Here is a 17,820-nt window from a genome sequence, read left to right as displayed (position 1 = left end):
GAGCAAGCTCCCTCGCCACGGGTCAGGCGTCGATCAGCGATGCAATATCACCTGCGCAATCTCCTGCAACCCCATCACCCGTTGCGCGGCGTTGAGCTTGATGGCTTCCTTGGGCATGCCGAACACCACGCAGCTGGCTTCGTCCTGGGCCACGGTAGCGCTGCCGGCGTCGAGCATTTCCTTGAGGCCGCGGGCGCCGTCGTCGCCCATGCCGGTCATGATGATGCCGGTGGCGTTGCGGCCGGCGAACTTGGCCACCGAACGAAACAGCACGTCCACCGAAGGGCGATGGCGGTTGACCAGCGGGCCGTCCACCACTTGCACGTGGTAGAACGCGCCGCTGCGGGTCACCATCATGTGCTTGCCGCCGGGGGCGATGAGGGCTAGACCGGGGTGGATGCGGTCGTTGTTTTTCGCTTCGCGCACTTCGATCTGGCAGAGGCTGTTGAGCCGCGCGGCGAACGACGCGGTGAATTTTTCCGGCATGTGCTGGACAATGACGATGCCAGGGCACACACGGGGCAAGGCGGTCAGCACCGCTTCCAGCGCCTGGGTGCCGCCCGTGGAGGTGCCCATGGCGACGATGCGTTCGGTGGTCTGGGCCATGGCGTGGCCATTGGCGGCGGGCAGCATGGCGTCCGCGGTGAGTTTGGTCGCCGGTGTCAGCGGGGCCGGAGCAGGGCGCTTGCCCAGGTTACGGACGTTGACTTGGGCGGCGGCGCGGATGGCGGAGACCAATTCGGGAGCCGATTCCAGCAAGAAGTTCTTTAGGCCGCTGGTGGGCTTGGTGATGATTTCCACCGCGCCCGCAGCCATGGCTTGCAACGTGGTTTCCGCGCCCTTGGGCGTCAGTGAGGAGCAGATTACCACTGGGGTTGGGCGCTCGCTCATGATTTTCTTCAGGAAGGTGATGCCGTCCATGCGCGGCATTTCCACGTCCAGCACAATCACGTCGGGCCATTCCTTCGCCAGTTTATCCATGGCGAAGATCGGGTCGGAGGCCGCGCCGATGACGTTGATGTCCGGCGTGTCGCTGAGGATCGCCAGCAACACCTGGCGGACCACGGCGGAATCATCCACCAGCAATACATTTATCTTTTTGCCTGACATGATTAATGCAGGGTCCTTATCGGTTGGTGCCTGACCCAGACGTCGCCCGTGCAAAGGTCGAAAATGATGCTGCGATGACCGGTGCTGCCCATGTCCTGGGCGATCAGGTCGAGGCGATACAGCGCGGCCATTTCCAGCGCCGCGTTGACGTTCGACCGGGCCACGTCGCCGAATGCCACATGGCGTTGCAGCTCAGGGAACATCTCGCCGCCGCCGAACAGCTTGAGCTGATATTCCTCGGGCTTGGTGTGATGGGCCCGTGCCTGGCGAATGAACAATTCGATGGCTTCGTCGGCGTACATCCCGTTCAGCGCTGTGGAGCAACGCACCCGGCTGGGCAACATGAAATGGCACATGCCGCCAATCTTGCGCTGTGGATGCCAGAGCGTGATTGCCACGCATGAACCGAGAATCGTCCGCAGCCTTGTCGGGCAGGTCGCGAAGCGAAACTCCCCCGGTCCCAGATAGACCTCGGCCACCTCCATTGCGGCGCTCATGGCTTGCGATAAATCGAAGGGGCGACCAGCTTCAACGCATCGGACACGCCGTTGAGGCTTTCCGAATGGCTGACGATGAAATACCCGCCGGACTTGAGCCGGGGAATCAGCCGGGCGACCACTTTGCTTTTGGTCGGCTGGTCGAAGTAGATCATCACGTTGCGCAGGAAAATCACGTCGAACTCCCCCAGCTCCGGCAAGGCCTCGTTGAGGTTGACTTGGATGAAGTTGACCCGGTTGCGCAGCGCCCGGTCGATGAGCATCGTGCCTTGCTGGCGGCCGGTGCCCTTGAGGCAGTATTTGACCAGCAACTGATGGGGCAGGTTGCGGGCGCGCTCCATCGGATAGTGCCCGGAGCGCGCCTTGGCCAGCACCTGGCTGCTGATGTCCGAACCGATGACTTCCCAGGGCGTGGTGCCCAGCCCTTCGGCCAGGGTCATGGCCAGGCTGTAGGGTTCCTCGCCAGAGGAACTGGCCGCACTCCACAGGCGAAAGGTCTTGCCAGGCGTCGCATGGGGCAGCACTTGGTCGCGGAGGAAATCGAAGTGCTTGGGTTCGCGGAAAAAATAGGTTTCGTTGGTGGTGAGCAGGTCCAGCGCCACCTGCAGTTCATCGGCGCGCTGGCCGTTCATGATCAGCGTGAAGTACTCGCCGTAGCTGTCGAGCTCATAGTGCTTGAGGCGCTTGAACAGCCGCCCGGCCACTAGGGCTTTCTTGGCCGGCGACAGGTTGATACCGGCGGCCTGGTACAGCCAGGATTGGAATTGGCCGAACTCCCGGTCGCTGAGCGCCATTGAATTCACCGTGCGTTCCTTGCAAGTGGCTGTGCTCATGAGTCAGGCGCTTCCAATGCGGTGGGGCTGGCTTGGGCGAGTTCGGACATCTCGTCGATGGACAACACCCGGTCCACCTCCAGCACGATGACGAACTTGCCGTCGACCTTGGCCATGCCGCTGATGAAGTCGGCGCGGATCTTCGCGCCGAAACTCGGTGGCGGCTCGATCTGCGAAGCCGGGATCTCCAGCACCGCCGACACTGTGTCGACCAACAGGCCGATGTCCTGGGCCTGCCCGTCGGCGCTGGCGGCCTCGATGATCACCACGCAACTGCGCCGGCTGATGGCGGAATTCGGTCGGCCGAAACGAGCCGACAAGTCCACCACCGGCACGACCGCGCCGCGCAGGTTGATCACTCCGCGCACGAAGGCCGGCATCATCGGCACCACGGTGAGGTTGCCGTACTCGATGATTTCCTTGATGCACAGGATGCCGATGGCGAACATCTCAGTGCCGAGCATGAACGTCAGGTACTGCGCTTCTTCCTCGACCGCGCTGACGGTTTGACGTGTGGTCGCGATGGCGCCCATTGCCTTTTCTCCTTTAAGCAAGCCTGTGGGACCGGGCCATCAGAACCGGGTGAATTCCGATTCGTCCGGCGCGCTGGCCATGTTGTAGGCAAACGCCTTGGGCATCACCGGTGCCGGTGCCCGCGCCGGTTTACGGCTGGACGGCCCTGGGGTGTTATCGACCCTGGCGCTCTGCATGGCCGACTTGGCCGGCGTGTCCAAGGTGAAGAAGCTCATGGCCTGTTGCAGCTGCTCGGCCTGGCTGCTCATCTCTTCGGCGGTGGCGGCCAGTTCTTCGCTGCTGGAAGCGTTCTGCTGGGTGACCTGGTTGAGCTGGGTCATGGCGGTGTTGATCTGCGCCACGCCAGCGGCCTGCTCTTCGGAGGCGGCGCTGATTTCCTGCACCAGGTCCGAGGTCTTGTTGATGGATGGCACCATTTCGTTGAGCAGGTTCCCGGCCTTCTCGGCCATTTCGACGCTGCTGGACGACAGCTCGCCGATTTCCTGGGCGGCGACTTGGCTGCGTTCGGCCAGTTTGCGCACTTCGGCGGCGACCACCGCGAAACCTTTGCCATGTTCGCCGGCGCGAGCAGCTTCGATGGCGGCGTTGAGCGCCAGCAGGTTGGTCTGGTAGGCGATGTCGTCGATGATGCTGATGCGCTGGGCGATTTTCTTCATCGCCACCACGGTCTGCTGCACCGATTCGCCGCCGTCGGTGGCTTCCTTGGCGGCCTTGCTGGCCATGCCGTCGGTCACCTTGGCGTTCTCGGTGTTCTGGTTGATGCTGGCGCTCATCTGCTCGATGGACGCACTGGTTTCCTCGACGCTGGCCGCCTGTTCGCTGGTGGCCTGGCTCATCGATTGTGCGGTGGCGCTGACTTCTTCGGAGGCGCTGGCAAGGTTGTCCGCTGCGTTGCGCACTTCTCCGATGATGTGCGACAGCTTGCCGACCATGTTCTGCATCGCGCTGAGCACCATGCCGGTTTCGTCCTTGGAGCCGGCTTCGATTTTCGCGTTCAGGTTGCCTTCGGCCAGTTGTTCGGCGACGGCGGCCGCCTGCTTCAATGGGCGGGAGATGATCCGCGAGATGAACAGCGCCAAGCCTAGGCCCACCAGCAGGGCGGCAACCAGTACGGCGATGATGGACAGGCGCGCATCTTCATACAGTTCAGTGCCATGTGCACTGGCTACGTCTGCGCCGGCGGCGTTGAGCTCAACGAGCTTCTGCAGATCGGCCGTCACCAGATCGAACTGGCGCTTGGACTCGCCCTTGAGCAGGGCCATGGCTTGCTCGGTCTGGTTTTGCCGGGACAGCGCGAACAGGTCCTTGCTGACCGTCAGATAAGCGACCCAGTCATTGCGAGTGGTTTCGAACAGTTGGCGGTCTTCGGCGGTGGACAGCAGTTTTTCATACGTGCCAAGGCGGGTTTCGAAGCCCTTCTTGGCGTCTTCGGCTTCCTGTTCCAGGGTGACCCGTTCCTGCTCGGAGTCGGCCGTGATATGGCGGTTTTCCTTCAGGCGAAAGCTCGCTGCGTAGAAGCGCATCCCCGATGCGGCGCGCATGGAGGGCATCCAGTTCTCGCGGATCTCGGCGGTGGTGCCGTTCACCTGGCCCAGCTGAATGATCGAAAACACGCCCATGACGGCGGTCAGCGCCAACACCACAAGGAACGAGGTGATCAGTTTGGTGGCGATTCTAAGGTTGTAGAACCATTTCATTGGGGAATACCTCTCCATGGAGTGTTGAAGCGTCAGCGAGCGTTGGCTTGTTGTAGTTGGGTAGCGTTGTAGCGGTTTTCTATTTGTACGATTTGAGTGAGCAGGGCGGGTACGTCGAGGATCAACGCCACGGCGCCGCTGCCCAGGATGGTCGAGCCGCTGATGCCGCGCAGGGCGCCGAACAGCTTGCCCAGGGGCTTGATCACGGTCTGGAATTCGCCCAGCAGGTCATCCACCACCAGCCCGGCCTTGAGTTCGGCGTAGCGCACCACCACCACGTTCTGCCGGCGCGAGGCCGGGCCTTCATGGTGGAAGTGATCGCGCAGGTACACCAACGGCAGCACTTCGCCGCGCAGGTCGAGGTAGCCTTGTTCGCGACTGGCGACGCCATCGTCTTCGCTCAGCTCGATGCATTCCTGGACCATGTCCAGCGGAATCACATAGGTGGACTGGCCGATGCCGACCAGAAATCCATTGATGATTGCCAGGGTCAGCGGCAAGCGGATGCGCACCACGGTACCCTTGCCCGGTTGACTGTCGAGGTCGACGGTGCCGCGCAGCAGGGTGATGTTGCGCTTGACCACGTCCATGCCCACGCCGCGTCCGGACAGGTTGGTCACGGCCTGGGCGGTGGAGAAGCCGGGCTCGAAAATCAGGTTGTAGATTTCCTGGTCGGTCAGGTTCGCGCCCGGCGCAATCAGTCCGCGCTCATGGGCTTTTTCCAGGATGCGGTCGCGGTTCAGGCCAGCGCCGTCGTCGGCGATTTCCAGCACGATGCTACCGGAGTCGTGATAGGCGTTGAGGTGCAGATGCCCCTTGGCCGGTTTGCCGACCGCCCGCCGCGCCTCGGCGGTTTCGATGCCGTGGTCCATGGCGTTGCGCAGCAAGTGCATGAGCGGGTCGCCGATCTTTTCCACGACGGTCTTGTCCAGCTCGGTTTCCGCGCCGCTGATGATCAGGTCGATGTCCTTGCCCAGTTCCTGGCTGACATCGCGCACCACCCGGCGAAAGCGGTTGAAGGTTTCACCGATGGGGATCATGCGCAGGCGCAGGGCGCCGTCGAGAATTTCCTCCACCAGCCCGGACACCGACAAGGCGGCTTCCTGCAGCGGGTCGTTCTGGCAGGTGCGGGCCAGCAGGCTGGCGCCGGCGCTGGCAATGACCAGCTCGCCAACCAGATTGATCAGTTCGTCGAGTTTGTCGGCGTTGACTCTTACATAAGTCCCATCTTTGCCTTTGCTGTCGCTGGTGACGGCTTGTTTGTCAGGCGAGACCTGGGCTGGCATGCGTGGGGTCTTGCGTTGGTCGGGCATCAGCTCGCCCGTGGTGACCATCGCGGTGCTTTCGTCGACCTGCGCCTGGGCGTTGGCGACCAGGCCCGTGTTGGCTTCGCGCTCGATGTCTTGCGCGGCCACGATGTCGATCTGGCAATCTTCCCGCACGAAATCGAAGACTTCGTTGATCGCGGCATGACCGGCGGCGGAGCGAAACTCGATATCAAACCCCAGGTAGCACGACTCGGCATCCCAGGCTTCGACCGTCGGCATCGCGTCGGTCAGCGTAGTGATGTGGACGATGTCGCCGAGGGTCTGCAGATAGCGCAGGAACGACAACGGGTCCATGCCATTGCGAAACACCTCCTGGCCGAAGCGCAGGGAGATGTGCCAGAGGCTCGCTTCGCCGGGCTCGGTCGTTTCGGTTTGCGGCGTCGGCGTCGGTTCGGTGGCGAGCGTGGGCGCCTGGTATTCCTGCAGCATCTGGCACAGCTCCATTTCCCGGGCCAGGGCAGGGGGCTGCAACGTCGAGCCTTGGTTGGCGACCACGTCGATCAGCTCGAGCATATGGTCGCCGGATTTGAGCAGCACCGCGATCAGGCCCGGGTCCACTGTGACGCTGCCTTCGCGCAGGCGATCGAGTACGTCTTCGACGATGTGCGTGAAGCTGACGATCGGCTCCAGGCCGAACAGCCCTGCCGAACCCTTGATCGTATGGGCCGCCCGGAAGATCGCGCCGATGGCGTCATCGTCGCCGGGGTCGTTCTCCAGTTGCAGCAGCGACTCTTCCATCGCCTGCAATTGTTCCCGGGCCTCGACGATGAAGGTTTGTTGTGCCTGATCGAGATTGATGCTCACGCTCATATCCTTTGTCGTGTCCGACGTGTTGCGGCGGCTCTAGGCAACCAGGTTGCACAGGGCGAGTGTTTGCGTGACAGCTTTGCTTTGGCCGGTCACCGTCAGTTCGGTGCCGGCCTTGGGGGCTTCGCGCTGAACCATCAGCAGTAGCTGCAAGCCGGCACCGTCCATCTCGGTGACCTGCGACAGGTCCACCGCCATTCGTGGCGTTGCCCCCAATCGAGGCAGCCATTGCGCGGCGAGGTCGGCGGCGGTGTAGATCGTCAGTTCGCCGTCGATCTGCACCTGCGCAGTGTCATCGTCTATTTCGTACAGCAGCGGCATTGAAGCCTCCGACCATCAAGGAAGAATCAGCTTGGATACCGCCGCCAGCATCTGCGCCGGTTGGAACGGCTTGACCACCCAGGCCTTGGCGCCTGCGGCCTGACCCTCTTGCTTCTTCGATTCCTGGGATTCGGTGGTCAGCATGATGATCGGCGTGAACTTGTAGCTGGCCAGCTTCTTGACCTCCTTGACGAAGGTGATGCCGTCCATGTTCGGCATGTTCACGTCGCTGATGATCAGGTGCACTTTCTGGCCATTGAGCTTGCCCAGCGCATCCTTGCCATCGCTCGCCTCGATGACGTCGTAGCCGGCACTTTTCAACGCGATGCCGACCACCTGCCGGACGCTCGCGGAGTCGTCGACAACCAATACACTTTTAGCCATGAGGGGCTCCTAGAAGAAGGTGATTTCCTGTGAAGACTGTTGCGCAGCCGAGCCGCCGTGGTGATTACGGCGTTGCTCGTCAGTGGCGTAAGTGGTTTCCATGCGCGCCAGCCATTGCCGGGCGTCGATGGAGACGACCTGTTCGGGCGACTGGCTGGCCTGCTGAATGTGCACGTGCAGGTCCTCGATGTTGTCGCGCACGTGGCTGAGGATCTGGCTGACCCGATCCTGGAATTGCAGGTTGACCAGCACTTCGGTGAGCTCGTCACGAATGCCGAAGCTTTCGCGCTGCAGCATGTCGGCCGAATCGGCGAGGCGCCCGGTCACGCTTTTGAAGCGCTCGAGCACCCGTTGGATGCTGCCTTCGGACACGACCACGGACTGGCTGTCCTGGTCCGCGCCGCTGGAAGCGGCCTGCACCAGTTGGGTGATGGCGGTATTGATCACGTCGACCTTGGCCGACATCTGTTGGCCGGTCTCGCTGGATTTGCTCGACAGGGCGCGTACAGCATCGGCCACCACGGCAAAACCGCGCCCGGCTTCGCCTGCCCGGGCGGCTTCGATGGCGGCGTTGAGGGCCAGCAGGTTGGTCTGGGCGGCAATCGCCGCGACATCGGCGGCCATGGTCCGCAGCTCGCCGGTGTAGGCGGTCAGGTTGCGCACTTGGGCCAGGGTTTCATCGCGGCTGGCCTGGGTCGTTTTCAACGAGTCGATAACCTTGACCAGTTCGCCTTCGCTTTGCGCCAGGACTTGTACGGCACCACCGCTGCTGTTGCCGGTCAACTCGCCGGCGGCCAGTTCAGAGGCTTGTACGGTCTCTTCCAGACGCGAAGAAATCCCAATGAAGCGGCTGGTCAGCGAGACGATCGCGGTTTCGGTTTGCTGGCGCGAACTTTCAACTTGCTTGGCCCAGATCGGCATCGCGCCGAGGATCACTTCGTTGAGTTGTGCGGTGGCTTTATCGGCACCCTGGTGGGCGGCCTCCTGCTCGCGACGGGCGATGGCGGCGGCGACTGCCTCGTCAAGCTGAAGCCGTTGCGACCGCGCGGCCAAGACACCGACAGCCACGCCAAGGACCAGTAGCACGACGCTCAAACCGATGTTCTGCACACTCGTGCCGTTGACTGCCAGCACGCCGACGCTGGCGGCAACGGCCACGATAACGGCGTGCCAGACGATGCGCGGCGGGGTTTGGGCGAGGGAGTGGTCGTGGGAATACGACGTCATGGTTCGGTCCTTGAACAGTGTTGCCAAGAGGATATTTGCGAATAACTGGTTATCTGCAATGCCGACTTGGTCTTGAGTACCAGTCGTCCGGTTCCGGAAAAAATAATGGCACATTGCTATCTGAGAATAGACGAAATCGGAGAAATGTCGAGAAGGCCAGGTCTACGCAAACCTTGTGGTGAGGGAGCTTGCTCCCTCGCCACAAAAGCGGACATTCATTGAAACGAGATCCGGGGATTGAGCTAAATTACTTCGCATAGGATTCTGAACCTGCCAACGAGCCCTCATGCCCACCCAGCCTCTCTGGAAAACCTACCTGCTGTTCCTGGCCCCCATGGTCCTGTCCAATTTCCTCCAGTCGATGTCCGGCACGCTCAACAGCATCTACATCGGCCAGATGCTTGGCACGCAGGCGCTGGCCTCGGTGTCGGGCATGTTTCCCATCGTGTTTTTCTTCATCGCCCTGGTGATCGGTCTGGGCGCCGGCGCGGGGGTATTGATCGGCCAGGCCTACGGCGCTGGCGAGACCGGCACGGTGAAAGCGATTGCCGGTTCGACGCTGTTGCTGGGGGCGATCATCGGATTGGTGGCGGCAGTCCTTGGCAGTGTCTTCGCCCGTGAGGCCTTGCAAGGACTGGGGACGCCGGACGATGTGCTCGAAGATGCCATTTCCTATGCGCGCGTAATGATGTGGATCCTACCGATGTTGCTGGTATTCGTGCTCTTCACCCAGCTGCTGCGCGGTGTGAGCGACACCCTGTCGCCGCTGCTGGCGCTGCTGGTGTCCACCAGCGTCGGACTGATGCTGACGCCGGCGCTGATTCGCGGCTGGCTGGGATTGCCGCAGATGGGCATCCAGAGCGCGGCGTGGGCCGGGTTGGTGGGCACCGCGACGGCCATGGGCATGCTCGTGTGGCGCCTGAACCGCCGCAAGCATGCCTTGGCGCCGGACCGTGCGTTGTTCGCCGCGATGCGCCTGGACCGGGTAATTCTTGGCAAAGTGCTGCGCATCGGTTTGCCGACGGGGCTGCAGATGGTGGTGATTTCGCTGTCGGAGCTGGTGATCCTGGCGTTGGTCAACTCCCACGGCTCCCAGGCCACGGCCGCCTACGGCGCGGTGACGCAGATCGTCAATTACGTGCAGTTCCCGGCGCTGTCGATTGCCATCACCGCCTCGATCCTTGGCGCCCAGGCCATCGGCGCCGGGCGTCTGGAGCGGCTGGGGCCGATCCTGCGCACCGGGTTGTTGATCAATGTCTGGCTGACGGGTGGGCTGGTGCTGCTCGGGTACCTGATGTCCCATTGGCTGCTGGGGCTGTTCATCACCGATCCGGCGGCGCGGGTCCAGGCTGAACACTTGTTGCATATCATGCTCTGGAGCCTGTTGGTGTTCGGCTTCCAGGCAATCATCGGCGGCATCATGCGCGCCAGCGGCACGGTGCTGGTACCGGTGGCGATCTCGATTTTTTGCATCCTCGGCGTGCAAGTGCCAGCGGCCTACTTGCTGGACGCGCACTTCGGCCTGCAAGGGGTGTGGATGGCATTTCCAGTGGCGTACCTGAGCATGCTGTTGTTGCAGACGCTGTATTACAAACGGGTCTGGCAGCATCAGCGGATCGAGCGTTTGGTCTAGATACCTTGAGCGGGTTTAGCGGGTGTTACAGTGCCCGCCGTTGATCTTGTCATTCATGGGGATTTCGATGTCTGTAGAACTTCCATCCGCCAGCTACCGCGCCTTCCTCTTCGACATGGACGGCACGCTGCTCAATTCCATCGCCGCCACCGAGCGGATCTGGACGCGCTGGGCCCTGCGCCATGGCTTGGACGTGGCGAAATTCCTGCCGACGATCCATGGCGTGCGCGCTGTCGATACCGTGGCCCGCCAGCGTCTGCCAGGCGTGGACGCCCAGGCCGAGGCCGAGCACCTCACCCGGGAAGAAATCGAGGACGTGGATGGGGTGGTCGAAGTGCCCGGTGCACTGGCCTTCCTCAAGCGCCTGCCGCCGACGCAATGGGCGATTGTCACTTCTGCGCCCATGGCATTGGCCTTGCGCCGCATGGAAGCGGCCGGGATTGCACGGCCCGACGTGATGGTGACCGCTGAAGACGTGAGCGTCGGCAAGCCGAATCCCAGCTGTTATTTATTGGCGGCGCAGCGCTTGCAGGTGACCGCGCAGCAATGCCTGGTGTTCGAGGATGCCGAAGCCGGCATCAAGGCCGGCGAGGCGGCGGGGGCGGACGTGATGGTGGTCACCGCCACGCATACGCACCCGGTGGTGACGCTGCATTCGCAGATCGCGGATTACCAAGGCATTGGCGTCGAAGTGGATGACGACGGATCGATGCGTCTTTCAACACACCGCTAGAGCCTGTGGGAGTTTGCTCCCACAGGCTTGCTTCGTGACTCAGGTCAGGTCACCACGCGATAGCACGGCACATATTCCGCGCCACCCGGCAGTTTCATCCGGTGCTGGGCGACGAACGCCTGGAGCAGGCGATCGAGGGGCTCCATGATCGCCGGGTCGCCGTTGATCTCGTACGGACCATGCTCTTCGATCAGGCGGATACCCTTGTCCTTGACGTTGCCGGCGACGATCCCGGAAAACGCCCGGCGCAGGTTGGCGGCCAGTTCGTGGGGCGGCAGGTCGCGGCTCAGGCCCAGGCTGGCCATGTTGGCGTGAGTCGGGTCGAACGGGCGCTGGAAGCCTTCGTCGATCTTCAGCAGCCAGTTGAAGTGGAAGGCATCGTTGCGCTCGCGGCGGAACTGCTTCACTTCCTTGAGGCCTTGGGTCATCTGCCGCGCCACTTCGGCCGGGTCGTCGATGATGATCTGGTAATGCTTCTGCGCGGCCTCGCCCAAGGTTGCACCCACGAACGCATGCAGTTGGTCCAAGTACGGCGCGGCGCTTTTCGGCCCGGTGAGCACGACCGGGAAGGGCAGGTCCTGGTTGGCCGGGTGCATGAGGATGCCCAACAGGTACAGGAACTCTTCGGCGGTGCCGGCGCCGCCCGGGAAGATGATGATGCCGTGGCCGACGCGCACGAAGGCTTCGAGGCGCTTCTCGATGTCCGGCAGGATCACCAGCTCGTTGACGATCGGGTTTGGCGCTTCGGCGGCAATGATGCCCGGCTCCGTCAGGCCCAGGTAGCGGCCGCCCTGGATCCGCTGCTTGGCGTGGGCAATGGTCGCGCCTTTCATCGGGCCTTTCATCACGCCCGGGCCGCAGCCGGTGCAGATGTCCAGGCTGCGCAGGCCCAGTTCATGGCCGACCTTCTTGGTGTACTTGTATTCTTCGGTATTGATCGAGTGACCGCCCCAGCACACGACGATTTTCGGCTCGACGCCTGGGCGCAGGGTGCGGGCATTGCGCAGCAGGTGGAAGACGTAGTCGCTGATGCCCTGGGACGTACTCAGGTCGATGCGCTGGCTGTCCAGTTCGTTCTCGGTGTAGACGATGTCGCGCAGGGCGCTGAAGAGCATTTCGCGGGTGCTGGCGATCATCTCGCCGTCGACGAACGCGTCGGCCGGCGCGTTCAGCAGCTCCAGGCGCACGCCCCGGTCCTGCTGGTGAATACGGATCTCGAAGTCCTTGTAGGCTTCCAGGATGGTCTTGGCGTTATCGACATGGGCGCCGGTGTTGAGAATGGCCAGGGCGCACTGGCGGAAAAGATCATAGATGCTGCCGGAACCGGCTTCACTCAGTTGCTGGACTTCGCGCTGGGACAAGGTCTCCAGGCTGCCCTTGGGACTTACCGAGGCGTTGATTACATGTCTTTGAGTCATTCAGCTTTCCTTGAAAACGATGCCGTACACACGACGAGCGGCATCTTGAAAAAAACGTCCACGCAGAACGATCGCACGATCCTCGCGGTATCGCCATGGACTTTGATCCGGGTCCTTCGGGTTGGTTGCCTCACAAAATGAGCCCCAGCATAGCTAAATCGACCGGGCAGGCGATAATGCGCGGGTCTTTTCACGCCACACAAGGAAATTGCGACGCGATGTTCGAGATCAAACCGTGGGACGCGGCGGCTTACCGGCAGCAGACGCGGCGCAGCACCCTCATTATTGCAGTGGTGTTCCTGGCGCTGGCGATGCTTCTGTCCACTTTCGCCGTGATGCTGTTCGGAACACCTGGGGGCGATAATTTTCGCTTCAACGTGGGTGGCGTATTCGTTGCGGTGCTGGTGATGGCTGGCCTGATGCGCATGTATTTCTGGTCCCAGCCATGGATGGCGGCGGCGGTCTACGGCTGGCAGCTCAAGCGCAGCCTGATGAGCATCACCAATGTGATGCACCAGGTCAAAGCCGGCGTGCAAGCGCAAGACCCGGCGGCGATGAAGCTGTTGCGGTTCTATCATCTGGGCCTGACCCAAATGCACCTGCTGGACGCCAATTCCAGTGAACAGGCCTCCCTGAATCGCGAAGCCGACGAACATCAGCAAAACATGCAGGCGCTGGGCCTGGACCCGGAGCAATTGCGCCTGGAGCCCTCTTGGATCGAAACGGTGAAACAGGCCTATAGCGCGCGCGAATAACCGCCGCTCGTCGCTTGCCCAAAGGGAAAAATCAAACCTCGAACCTTGGCCGCTTTTCTGATGGACAATCATGGAAAGGAGAGTCGAGATGTCAGGCAAGATCGTTCATGGAACCTGGGCCATGCTGTGCGCGGCGACGGTGGGACTGGCGGGCTGCGCGGGTGGCAATAGCGATTCAGCCGTGGACGCCCCGGGCGCCGCGAAGAGTCCGACCACCGCGACGCTGGAGGCGGGGGCGGGGATCATGCAGAACAAGCCTCCGTTGCAGGCGTTGGATACCTACCTGGATGGCTTTCATTTTTACAACGGGCGGATGTCCGGGCAAATGGAAGCGCACCACTATTGCACGGCGCTGAACGAAGAGGTGTTCCAATGCGCGATCTTCGATGCCAATAGCGCCAATGCCAAGTTGATGGGCGTGGAATACATCATCAGCAAGCGGCTGTTCGAAGGCCTGCCGGCCAGCGAAAAGCAGCTGTGGCACAGCCATGTGCATGAGGTGAAGTCGGGGCAATTGGTTGCGCCGGGCATACCCGAAGTGGCAGAAACCCGCTTGATGAAAAACCTCGTCAGCACCTACGGCAAGACCTGGCACACCTGGCATACCGAACAGGGCAATGCGCTGCCTTACGGCGTCCCGCAGTTGATGATGGGCTTCACCGCCGATGGCCAGATCGACCCCCAGCTGGTCCGTGAGCGCGACCGCCGGATGGGCATCGACAGCGAAGCGAAGAAACGCGCCCGCGCGGGCATCGACGCGCCGGCGATTGATCCGGGCGCGGATGCCTGGCAAAAGGGGCAGGTGTGGCAGATCAAGGATCCGACGGGGCATGCTCACTGAAAGCGAATCTGCTGAACATTGCTTTTGTGGTGAGGGAGCAAGCTCCCTGGCCACGGGGGCAGGGAGTTAGTGTAAGGGGGAGTTAAATAAATTAAGGCTGTTTGAAGTGCCCCGGAACATCATGTTCCGTTTCGTTTGGCTTGGTTCTTTTCTGAACTTGAACGTCAGTTATATTGACGCTCTTTAGTTCAGTAAACGTAACCCTCAGAAGCGCCTCGGCTTCTTCGGGACTGAGGGTCTCGGTATCGGCCGCCAGCACCCGGTTGTCCGGTTGGCCATCGGCGATGAAACTGACGATGAATCGATCCTGGCTCATGCATGACCTCGACAGGGTTAAGCGCCAGGGCGCGGTCAGGCCGCGCCCCAACGGTTCTCCGGGTTACGATTTCCTGCCACCGCCATGGCTGCGTTCGCCACCTTTTTTGCCGGCTTCAGAGGCTTTTTCCCGGTCGTTTGCAAAGTTGCCACCAGAAGCATGTCCGCCTTTCTTGCCAGCTTCGGATGCTTTCTCGCGGTCGTTTGCGAAGTTACCTGGGTTTTTGTTTCCGCTATTAGCCATTTCGAGATTCCTCATTTTGGTTAAGCGAGTAAATCGTGCCTCGCAGTACTGTGAAAGAAAATTGCCCAGGGAAGTTTAAAAAAAACGTTTCGCTGGCGACGAACGGCATCGACTTGAACATACCGCAACGTAAACTTGGACAGCCGTTTCGCTTGAACTTGTACAGCATCGATTTTGTTAATAAGCCTGGCGGCGGCAAATGGTATTTGTTCATCGTTCGCGGGTTGTTTTAGTCCTCGCCGCCGCTGACTTTCCAATGCTTGGCCTCGGGTGGAAACACCACTTGTTCCACGCGGTGGGCTATGCCGAAGGCCAAGGAGTTTTCTGCCGGGATCACGCGTTCCTCCGCGCAGAGGCATTTGAAAATATCCAATTGCGTGGCGGCGCCGGCAGTTTCCTTCACATAGATTTCCACATAGCGCGCCACGTCGTTGTCCAGGCTGGACAGGTATTCGCGCAGGCGCGAATGGTCCACCGATTTCTGGCCGAAATACCAATTCATCGGGTGGATCAGGAAGCGTGAGTGCGGTGTGGTGGTGCGGTCGCTGGCGGCGAGGTACATGACGATGCCCATCGACTCGATGTTGCCGGCATTCACCGCGCGTACTGGCACCGGGAGGGACTTGATGAAGGTGTAGAGAGTAAACCCGAAATTGGTGCTGCCGCCGACCGTAGACAGGTTGAGCATCAGCGAGTCGGCGCCTTTTTCAATGGCTTCCAGGCAGTTGTCCCGGAAGCGTTCGGTGGTTCCCTGGTCGATCTGGCAATGGAAATGGACAATGTGTTCGGACATCTGAAACTCCTCTCGGCTTGACGCGGTGACGAGTCTGCGGATCAGCGGCTCTGTACAGTTGGGAGTTCGCCTGCTGTCGGATGTTCCAATGCGTCGCGGGCAAATCGAGAGCGGTCACTCATCCAGCGCTTCGCTCAACAGGCTTCGACCGCTTGGGTCATGCGTTGCAGGAACATCGTCAGCGCGGCTTCCTGCGCACTCAGGCCTTTACGCACCCGAGGTTTAGGCAGGTCGCGCAGAACACCGCCCATGAATCCTTCCAACACGGCGGGGTGGATGTAGCATTTTCGACAGACGGCGGGCGTGTTGCCCAACTGCCGTGCGACTTGCCTGACCATCCCGGCGACGTGGCGCTTGGCTTCGGTTTCGGTCTCCCATTGCAACGTCCGCAGCCCGTCCAGCGCCGCGGCGCTACCGGCCCAGGTGCGATAATCCTTGGCGGTGAAGTCGGCGCCAGTGAGCGTCTTGAGGTAGGCGTTGATGTCCGAAGAGGTGATGGCGTGACGCTCGCCGTCCTCATCCAGGTATTGAAAGAGGTTTTGCCCGGGAATTTCCTGGCATCGCTTGACGATTCTCGCCAGGCGCCGGTCTTTCACGGTGATCTGGTGTTCGACCCCACTCTTGCCGCGGAACTGGAACGCGATGGCGCTGCCGTTGACCTCGACGTGCTTGTTGCGCAGGGTGGTCAAGCCATAGGAGCGGTTGTCCCGGGCGTATTGCGTGTTGCCGACGCGGATCAGCGTCACGTCGAGCAAGGTAATGACCGTTGCCATGACTTTATCGCGGCTGAAACCGGGCGTGGCGAGGATTTCCTCCAGGCGTTTGCGCAAGCGGGGCAGGGTGCGTCCGAATTCCAGCATGCGTGAATACTTGTCGGCATCGCGCACTTCGCGCCAGCGCGAATGATAGCGGTACTGCTTGCGTCCCCGAGCGTCGCGCCCGGTGGCCTGGATATGGCCGCGCGGGTCGGTGCAGATCCACACATCGGTGTAGGCTGGCGGAACGGCAAGGGCATTGATGCGCTGGATTTCGGCAGGGTCGGTCAGGCGCTGGCCCGACGGGTCGAAATAGCAGAACTTGCCCCGCAGTTTCTTGCGGGTGATGCCCGGGGCGGTGTCATCGACGTAGTGGAGGTCGGCCGGGAGTGCATCGGGCAGCAGCGTGTCGGGCATGATTGATCCTTGGCAACGAATTCAGTGGCCTGTGAATTCATTGACCGCTGCCCGTTGCGGTCGTGCCGAGATTCTGCTGTCGCCCCAATCCTCAGTGCTACGCCAACACCGCCACCGCCTTGATCTGCGCCCAAAGCACCTGGCCGGGTTGAAGCTCTAACTGGTCCCGGGAGTAACGGGTGATGCGCGCCAGCAGCGGCGTGCCGGCGGCTTCCAGTCGGATCAGGACATGGGCGGCGTTGTCGCCAGCCAGTTCGCTGACCACGGTGACCGGCAAGCGATTGAGAATGCTGGTCTGCGCGTCGTTCGCCAGGCTCAGGCTGACGTCCCGGGCCTGGACCTTGAAGCGCAGCGGCTGGCCGACAGCCATTGGCTGATGGGCGACACGCACTTGGAGCTGGCTGTCGGGCAGTGTCAGGGTGAGCAATTGGTACGCGGGGTCATAGCCGCTGACGCTGCCCTGGATTACCACGCCCGCGTCATCGCCTTGAGCCAGAGGCAGGTCGAGTCGGGCCAGGGTTTCGCCAATCGGGCCGCTGGCCAAGGCACGGCCGGCGTCGAGCAGGACGATGTGATCGGCCAGGCGCGCCACTTCGTCCTGGGAATGGCTGACGTAGAGGATCGGTATGTCCAGCTCATCATGCAGCCGTTGCAGGTACGGCAGGATTTCATTCTTGCGCCGCGTATCGAGAGCCGCCAGTGGCTCATCCATCAGCAACAAGCGTGGGCTGGTGAGCAGGGCGCGGGCGATGCCCACGCGCTGGCGTTCGCCGCCGGACAGGTTGTGCGGTCGCCGGTCGAGCAAATGCCCGATGCCCAGCAGTTGCGTCGCGTGGTCCATGTCCACGCGTCGCTGCGCCGGTGCCACCCGCTTGAGACCGAATGACAGGTTGTCGCTTACCGACAGGTGCTCGAACAGGCTTGCCTCCTGGAAGACGTACCCCAGCGCGCGATGATGGGGCGGCACGAATATGCCGCGCTCGCTGTCCTGCCACACCTGGCCATTGACCTCGACGAAACCCCGCGCCGGCCGCTCCAAGCCGGCGATGCAGCGCAGGCACGTGGTCTTGCCGGAGCCGGACTCGCCATACAGCGCCGTCACGCCATTGCCAGGCAGCTGCACGTCCAGGTCCAGGGAAAAATCTCCACGGCTGAGTTGAAATCTCGCCTGGATCATC

At 61.8% G+C, this 17,820-nt stretch carries 19 protein-coding genes; 4 read left to right on the top strand and 15 right to left on the bottom strand.

Translation table 11 applies throughout. The features are described from left to right. Positions 1–33 precede the first annotated feature (33 nt). Genes J3P95_RS15005 through J3P95_RS14965 form a run of 9 tightly spaced genes read right to left on the bottom strand, consistent with a single transcriptional unit; the run spans position 34 to position 8,432 of the window. Positions 34–1,110 carry a protein-glutamate methylesterase/protein-glutamine glutaminase gene (locus tag J3P95_RS15005; RefSeq protein ID WP_434557587.1) on the bottom strand — a complete coding sequence of 359 codons (1,077 nt, stop codon included), beginning with the start codon at positions 1,108–1,110 and terminating at the stop codon, positions 34–36. A 2-nt stretch (positions 1,111–1,112) separates the two neighbouring features. After that, positions 1,113–1,607, bottom strand: coding sequence for a chemoreceptor glutamine deamidase CheD (cheD, locus tag J3P95_RS15000; protein WP_434557586.1), 495 nt, complete (start codon positions 1,605–1,607; stop codon positions 1,113–1,115). Continuing rightward, positions 1,604–2,440, bottom strand: a complete 837-nt coding sequence (locus tag J3P95_RS14995; RefSeq protein WP_434557585.1) for a CheR family methyltransferase — start codon at positions 2,438–2,440, stop codon at positions 1,604–1,606. The genes cheD and J3P95_RS14995 overlap by 4 nt, the downstream gene beginning before the upstream one ends. Next, positions 2,437–2,973 (bottom strand): chemotaxis protein CheW, encoded by a 537-nt coding sequence (locus J3P95_RS14990; protein WP_434557584.1) that lies wholly within the window; start codon positions 2,971–2,973, stop codon positions 2,437–2,439. The genes J3P95_RS14995 and J3P95_RS14990 overlap by 4 nt, the downstream gene beginning before the upstream one ends. A 39-nt stretch (positions 2,974–3,012) precedes the next feature. Then, positions 3,013–4,671 (bottom strand): methyl-accepting chemotaxis protein, encoded by a 1,659-nt coding sequence (locus J3P95_RS14985; RefSeq protein WP_434580736.1) that lies wholly within the window; start codon positions 4,669–4,671, stop codon positions 3,013–3,015. Positions 4,672–4,703: 32 nt separating this feature from the next. After that, positions 4,704–6,803, bottom strand: a complete 2,100-nt coding sequence (locus J3P95_RS14980) for a chemotaxis protein CheA (protein WP_434580738.1) — start codon at positions 6,801–6,803, stop codon at positions 4,704–4,706. 39 nt (positions 6,804–6,842) lie between these two features. Continuing rightward, entirely contained in the window at positions 6,843–7,127 is a 285-nt protein-coding gene (locus J3P95_RS14975) for an STAS domain-containing protein (protein WP_434557581.1), read from the bottom strand. A gap of 15 nt (positions 7,128–7,142) precedes the next feature. Then, entirely contained in the window at positions 7,143–7,511 is a 369-nt protein-coding gene (locus J3P95_RS14970; protein ID WP_003203044.1) for a response regulator, read from the bottom strand. A 9-nt stretch (positions 7,512–7,520) separates the two neighbouring features. Further along, positions 7,521–8,432 (bottom strand): methyl-accepting chemotaxis protein, encoded by a 912-nt coding sequence (locus J3P95_RS14965; RefSeq protein ID WP_434626686.1) that lies wholly within the window; start codon positions 8,430–8,432, stop codon positions 7,521–7,523. A 592-nt stretch (positions 8,433–9,024) separates the two neighbouring features. Here J3P95_RS14965 and J3P95_RS14960 point away from each other — a divergent pair. Continuing rightward, positions 9,025–10,371, top strand: coding sequence for an MATE family efflux transporter (locus J3P95_RS14960; protein WP_434557580.1), 1,347 nt, complete (start codon positions 9,025–9,027; stop codon positions 10,369–10,371). A 67-nt stretch (positions 10,372–10,438) separates the two neighbouring features. Then, positions 10,439–11,104 (top strand): HAD family hydrolase, encoded by a 666-nt coding sequence (locus tag J3P95_RS14955; protein ID WP_434580743.1) that lies wholly within the window; start codon positions 10,439–10,441, stop codon positions 11,102–11,104. A gap of 44 nt (positions 11,105–11,148) precedes the next feature. Here J3P95_RS14955 and ppnN read toward each other — a convergent pair whose 3' ends face one another. Further along, positions 11,149–12,522 (bottom strand): nucleotide 5'-monophosphate nucleosidase PpnN, encoded by a 1,374-nt coding sequence (ppnN, locus tag J3P95_RS14950; protein WP_434557578.1) that lies wholly within the window; start codon positions 12,520–12,522, stop codon positions 11,149–11,151. A 218-nt stretch (positions 12,523–12,740) separates the two neighbouring features. On the opposite strand from ppnN, the gene J3P95_RS14945 reads away from it, so the two are divergent. Both J3P95_RS14945 and J3P95_RS14940 read left to right on the top strand, forming a co-directional pair. Continuing rightward, a complete protein-coding gene (locus tag J3P95_RS14945; RefSeq protein WP_434557577.1) occupies positions 12,741–13,277 on the top strand; it encodes a DUF3087 family protein in 537 nt (178 codons plus the stop codon). A gap of 88 nt (positions 13,278–13,365) precedes the next feature. Next, entirely contained in the window at positions 13,366–14,118 is a 753-nt protein-coding gene (locus J3P95_RS14940) for an OBAP family protein (protein WP_434580745.1), read from the top strand. A gap of 91 nt (positions 14,119–14,209) precedes the next feature. Here J3P95_RS14940 and J3P95_RS14935 read toward each other — a convergent pair whose 3' ends face one another. From J3P95_RS14935 to modC, 5 genes are all read right to left on the bottom strand, one after another. Beyond that, complete coding sequence (locus J3P95_RS14935) at positions 14,210–14,434, bottom strand: hypothetical protein (protein ID WP_434580746.1); 225 nt, start codon at positions 14,432–14,434, stop codon at positions 14,210–14,212. 63 nt (positions 14,435–14,497) lie between these two features. Further along, positions 14,498–14,677, bottom strand: coding sequence for a general stress protein (locus tag J3P95_RS14930; protein WP_186614672.1), 180 nt, complete (start codon positions 14,675–14,677; stop codon positions 14,498–14,500). Positions 14,678–14,906: 229 nt separating this feature from the next. Then, positions 14,907–15,470: an ATP-dependent Clp protease proteolytic subunit gene (locus tag J3P95_RS14925; RefSeq protein ID WP_030142235.1), complete on the bottom strand. Its 564-nt coding sequence runs from the start codon at positions 15,468–15,470 to the stop codon at positions 14,907–14,909. 134 nt (positions 15,471–15,604) lie between these two features. Then, positions 15,605–16,642, bottom strand: coding sequence for a DNA topoisomerase IB (locus J3P95_RS14920; RefSeq protein WP_434557574.1), 1,038 nt, complete (start codon positions 16,640–16,642; stop codon positions 15,605–15,607). Between the two features lie 97 nt (positions 16,643–16,739). Further along, entirely contained in the window at positions 16,740–17,819 is a 1,080-nt protein-coding gene (gene modC, locus J3P95_RS14915) for a molybdenum ABC transporter ATP-binding protein (protein ID WP_434557573.1), read from the bottom strand. Position 17,820 lies beyond the last annotated feature (1 nt).

Source organism: Pseudomonas sp. Z5-35, from assembly GCF_051131945.1.
GTDB classification, from domain to species: Bacteria; Pseudomonadota; Gammaproteobacteria; order Pseudomonadales; family Pseudomonadaceae; genus Aquipseudomonas; species Aquipseudomonas marvdashtae.
The sequence above is the reverse complement of the archived record's forward strand: the minus strand, read 5'-3'. Positions and strand labels throughout refer to the sequence as shown.

What these genes read in the sequence shown, in the direction of transcription:
- J3P95_RS15005 (WP_434557587.1), bottom strand. Translation starts at nt 1,110, where the DNA reads ATGTCAGGCAAAAAGATAAATGTATTGCTGGTGGATGATTCCGCCGTG.
- cheD (WP_434557586.1), bottom strand. Translation starts at nt 1,607, where the DNA reads ATGAGCGCCGCAATGGAGGTGGCCGAGGTCTATCTGGGACCGGGGGAG.
- J3P95_RS14995 (WP_434557585.1), bottom strand. Translation starts at nt 2,440, where the DNA reads ATGAGCACAGCCACTTGCAAGGAACGCACGGTGAATTCAATGGCGCTC.
- J3P95_RS14990 (WP_434557584.1), bottom strand. Translation starts at nt 2,973, where the DNA reads ATGGGCGCCATCGCGACCACACGTCAAACCGTCAGCGCGGTCGAGGAA.
- J3P95_RS14985 (WP_434580736.1), bottom strand. Translation starts at nt 4,671, where the DNA reads ATGAAATGGTTCTACAACCTTAGAATCGCCACCAAACTGATCACCTCG.
- J3P95_RS14975 (WP_434557581.1), bottom strand. Translation starts at nt 7,127, where the DNA reads ATGCCGCTGCTGTACGAAATAGACGATGACACTGCGCAGGTGCAGATC.
- J3P95_RS14970 (WP_003203044.1), bottom strand. Translation starts at nt 7,511, where the DNA reads ATGGCTAAAAGTGTATTGGTTGTCGACGACTCCGCGAGCGTCCGGCAG.
- J3P95_RS14965 (WP_434626686.1), bottom strand. Translation starts at nt 8,432, where the DNA reads ATGCCGATCTGGGCCAAGCAAGTTGAAAGTTCGCGCCAGCAAACCGAA.
- J3P95_RS14960 (WP_434557580.1), top strand. Translation starts at nt 9,025, where the DNA reads ATGCCCACCCAGCCTCTCTGGAAAACCTACCTGCTGTTCCTGGCCCCC.
- J3P95_RS14955 (WP_434580743.1), top strand. Translation starts at nt 10,439, where the DNA reads ATGTCTGTAGAACTTCCATCCGCCAGCTACCGCGCCTTCCTCTTCGAC.
- ppnN (WP_434557578.1), bottom strand. Translation starts at nt 12,522, where the DNA reads ATGACTCAAAGACATGTAATCAACGCCTCGGTAAGTCCCAAGGGCAGC.
- J3P95_RS14945 (WP_434557577.1), top strand. Translation starts at nt 12,741, where the DNA reads ATGTTCGAGATCAAACCGTGGGACGCGGCGGCTTACCGGCAGCAGACG.
- J3P95_RS14940 (WP_434580745.1), top strand. Translation starts at nt 13,366, where the DNA reads ATGTCAGGCAAGATCGTTCATGGAACCTGGGCCATGCTGTGCGCGGCG.
- J3P95_RS14935 (WP_434580746.1), bottom strand. Translation starts at nt 14,434, where the DNA reads ATGAGCCAGGATCGATTCATCGTCAGTTTCATCGCCGATGGCCAACCG.
- J3P95_RS14930 (WP_186614672.1), bottom strand. Translation starts at nt 14,677, where the DNA reads ATGGCTAATAGCGGAAACAAAAACCCAGGTAACTTCGCAAACGACCGC.
- J3P95_RS14925 (WP_030142235.1), bottom strand. Translation starts at nt 15,470, where the DNA reads ATGTCCGAACACATTGTCCATTTCCATTGCCAGATCGACCAGGGAACC.
- J3P95_RS14920 (WP_434557574.1), bottom strand. Translation starts at nt 16,642, where the DNA reads ATGCCCGACACGCTGCTGCCCGATGCACTCCCGGCCGACCTCCACTAC.
- modC (WP_434557573.1), bottom strand. Translation starts at nt 17,819, where the DNA reads ATGATCCAGGCGAGATTTCAACTCAGCCGTGGAGATTTTTCCCTGGAC.